Here is a 2992-nt window from a genome sequence, read left to right on the forward strand (position 1 = left end):
GGTCCGAGACTGCATATGTACGGCCCGTTGCCGGCACTTCGCTGAGTGCGGGTCTTACCCGGGCCACACATATACGAACGTCTCGGACCCTTCCCCCTCCGACCCCGTCACCCTCCCCCAGTACCTTGCGGGGGTCAGTACCTCGCGGGGCACGCAGGTGGTGACAGGCCGAAGAAGGCCCTGCGGACGGACGCGCCTCGGCAAGGTGAGCGGCCGTACGGTGCGGGAGGGGGTTCCGGGGTGGCCTACGGCCTGAGGGAGCGGCCGAAGCCTGCGGCGAGGGGCATGCGGAGGCCGAGGGGTGGGGGAGCGGCGAGGGCGTCGGCGACGGGGCGGGCGTAGGGGCGGTCGAGGAGGGAGCCGAGGACGAAGTCCGCGGTGAGGGCGAAGACTTCGGCCCGGTGCTGGTGGAGACCGTGCCCGTCGGTGTGCACCTCGAAGCGGCAGACCTCCCGGTTGACCTTCTTCGCCCGCTCGGCGAGCCGATAGGAGCGCTCGGGGTCGGTGGAGTCGTCGTCGGTGCCGTGGACGATCAGGACGCGGCAGCCGTTGAGCTGCTTGACGGGTTCGGGTTCGGGGCCGGCGGGGAGCCAGGGGGCCAGGGCCACCACGGAGTTGACCGCGGGGTGGCCCGCCGCGTGCAGGGCCGCGCGGGCGCCCATGTCGAGGCCGACCAGGCAGACCGGCACGTCCCCGTAGCGCCGTACCGTCTCGCCGACCGCCCACTCCGCGTCCTCGGCGGGGTGCGCGTGGCCGCCGTTCCAGCCGCGGAAGCGGTAGTGGACGACATGGGCGGCCAAACCGTCGGCGACACCTTCCCGTACCAGGTGGCGGGCGAGCGGCCAGATCACGGCGGCGGCCACGGGGGAACGGCGCCGGGTGCTCAGCGCCTCACCGCCGGGCAGGGCGAGCACGACGGCGCGCACGGCGGCGGCCGAGTCGTGGTACCGCTCGCGCTGCCGTGGTGCGGGGACCAGCGGTGACACCAGTCCGGGTGCCACCGGGCGGCCCAGGCGGGCGCCACGCGCCGGCAAAGCTTGTGAAGCCATGGCGCAACGATGGCAGACGAGACGGCGTGCACTGTATGGCCGTGCGGAAAATAGTTGGTGCGTGTGCGGTATCTACGCGCGTAGGGACTATGGTGGGAACATGACGAACCACCACACGCCGGACCTGCCGAGCGTCGAACAGATCCGCCGCGCCCCCAAGGTGCTGCTCCATGACCACCTGGACGGCGGTCTGCGCCCCGGTACGATCATCGAGCTCGCTCGGCAGAACGGGTACACCGGGCTGCCGGAGACCGACCCCGACAAACTCGGCGCGTGGTTCCGCGCGGCAGCCGACTCCGGCTCCCTGGAGCGGTACCTGGAGACCTTCGCGCACACCTGCGCGGTGATGCAGACCCGGGACGCCCTGGTGCGGGTCGCTGCGGAGTGCGCGGAGGACCTGGCCGCGGACGGCGTGGTCTACGCCGAGATCCGGTACGCGCCGGAGCAGCACCTGGAGGGCGGCCTCAGCCTGGAGCAGGTGGTCCAGGCGGTCAACGAGGGCTTCCGGGCGGGCGAGCGCCGCGCCCGTGAGGACGGCAACCGCATCCGGGTGGGCGCGCTGCTCACCGCGATGCGGCACGCCGCCCGGTCCCAGGAGATCGCCGAACTTGCCAACCAGTACCGGGATCTGGGGGTCGTCGGCTTCGACATCGCGGGCGCGGAGGCCGGGCACCCGCCCGCCCGGCACCTGGACGCGTTCGAGTACCTGAAGCGTGAGAACAACCACTTCACGATCCACGCCGGCGAGGCGTTCGGACTGCCGTCGATCTGGCAGGCCCTCCAGTGGTGCGGCGCCGACCGGCTCGGCCACGGAGTGCGGATCATCGACGACGTGCACGCCGACGAGGGGGGCGCCGGGGTGAAGCTCGGCCGCCTCGCGGCGTACGTGCGGGACAAGCGCGTGCCGCTGGAGATGTGCCCGACGTCCAACCTCCAGACGGGCGCCGCCGCTTCGTACAAGGATCATCCGATCGGGGTGCTGCGGCGGCTGCACTTCCGGGTCACCGTCAACACGGACAACCGGCTGATGTCCGGGACGAGCATGAGCCGGGAGTTCGAGCACCTCGTCGACGCGTTCGGCTACACCCTGGACGACATGCAGTGGTTCACCGTCAATGCGATGAAATCAGCGTTCATTCCTTTTGATGAACGTCTCGCGATGATCAACGAGGTGATCAAGCCCGGCTACGCCGAACTGAAGGCCGAGTGGCTGTTCACGCCGGGCGCCGCCGTACACCCCGTGGCCAGCGGTTCCCCGTCCGACGCGGGGTGAGCGCGGGGCCGCCGGGCGCGGCCGGGGGCCGGGGTCCGGGTGCGCCGAGCCGGTTGCACGGCTGGTGAAAGTCTGACTACGTTCCGCAGTCATGCGAACCCGAACCAAGAAGACCCTCGCCACCACCGCTCTGGGCCTCGCCGCGGTCGCCGCCGCGGCCGGCAGCGCCTCGGCCACCGATCTGGCCGCCGCACAGTCCGGCGCGCTCGGCTCCCTGCCGATCGGCTCGGCCACCCACCTGGTGCCCGGCGCCGCCGACACCGCCGCGGGCGCCCGGTCCGCGCTGGCCCACGGCACCTCCGCGCTCCCGGCCCCGGCCGGCGGCCTCCTCCCCTCCGGCAACCGCCTCTCCGGCAACCAGGTCGCGCCGGTCTCCGGCCTGCTCGGCGGCCTCCCCCCGGCCGGCGACGTCCTCGCCGGCTGAGCCGGCGGCCGTTCCGGCCGCCGTACGGGTACGGGCCGGGTCCCCTCCGCGGAGGGGACCCGGCCCGTCGCGCTGCGGTTCGCGCTACGGGGCGGTCTCGATCTTCGTGGTGCTCGCGGGCTGAGCCCCGGAAGGGCGCCTCGTACCGTCCGCCTCCCGCGGCCGGGCGCGGGAACGCAGGCGGCGCCGTACGGGGGGTACGACCAGCAGGTGGGCGAGGGCCACACCGGTGGTGTTGAGCAACAG

At 72.9% G+C, this 2992-nt stretch carries 3 protein-coding genes; 2 read left to right on the forward strand and 1 reads right to left on the reverse strand.

All coding sequences use genetic code 11. The annotated features are described in order from the left end of the window. Positions 1 to 245: 245 nt before the first annotated feature. Positions 246 to 1049, reverse strand: coding sequence for an alpha/beta hydrolase (locus VIW71_RS10755; RefSeq protein ID WP_331621864.1), 804 nt, complete (start codon positions 1047 to 1049; stop codon positions 246 to 248). A 100-nt stretch (positions 1050 to 1149) separates the two neighbouring features. Between VIW71_RS10755 and VIW71_RS10760 the strand changes: the two genes are divergently transcribed. After that, positions 1150 to 2322, forward strand: coding sequence for an adenosine deaminase (locus VIW71_RS10760; protein ID WP_331621865.1), 1173 nt, complete (start codon positions 1150 to 1152; stop codon positions 2320 to 2322). A 91-nt stretch (positions 2323 to 2413) separates the two neighbouring features. Next, positions 2414 to 2746 carry an ATP-binding protein gene (locus tag VIW71_RS10765; RefSeq protein ID WP_331621866.1) on the forward strand — a complete coding sequence of 111 codons (333 nt, stop codon included), beginning with the start codon at positions 2414 to 2416 and terminating at the stop codon, positions 2744 to 2746. Positions 2747 to 2992 lie beyond the last annotated feature (246 nt).

The sequence above is a fragment of the Streptomyces sp. genome (assembly GCF_036524955.1).
Taxonomy (GTDB): domain Bacteria; phylum Actinomycetota; class Actinomycetes; order Streptomycetales; family Streptomycetaceae; genus Actinacidiphila.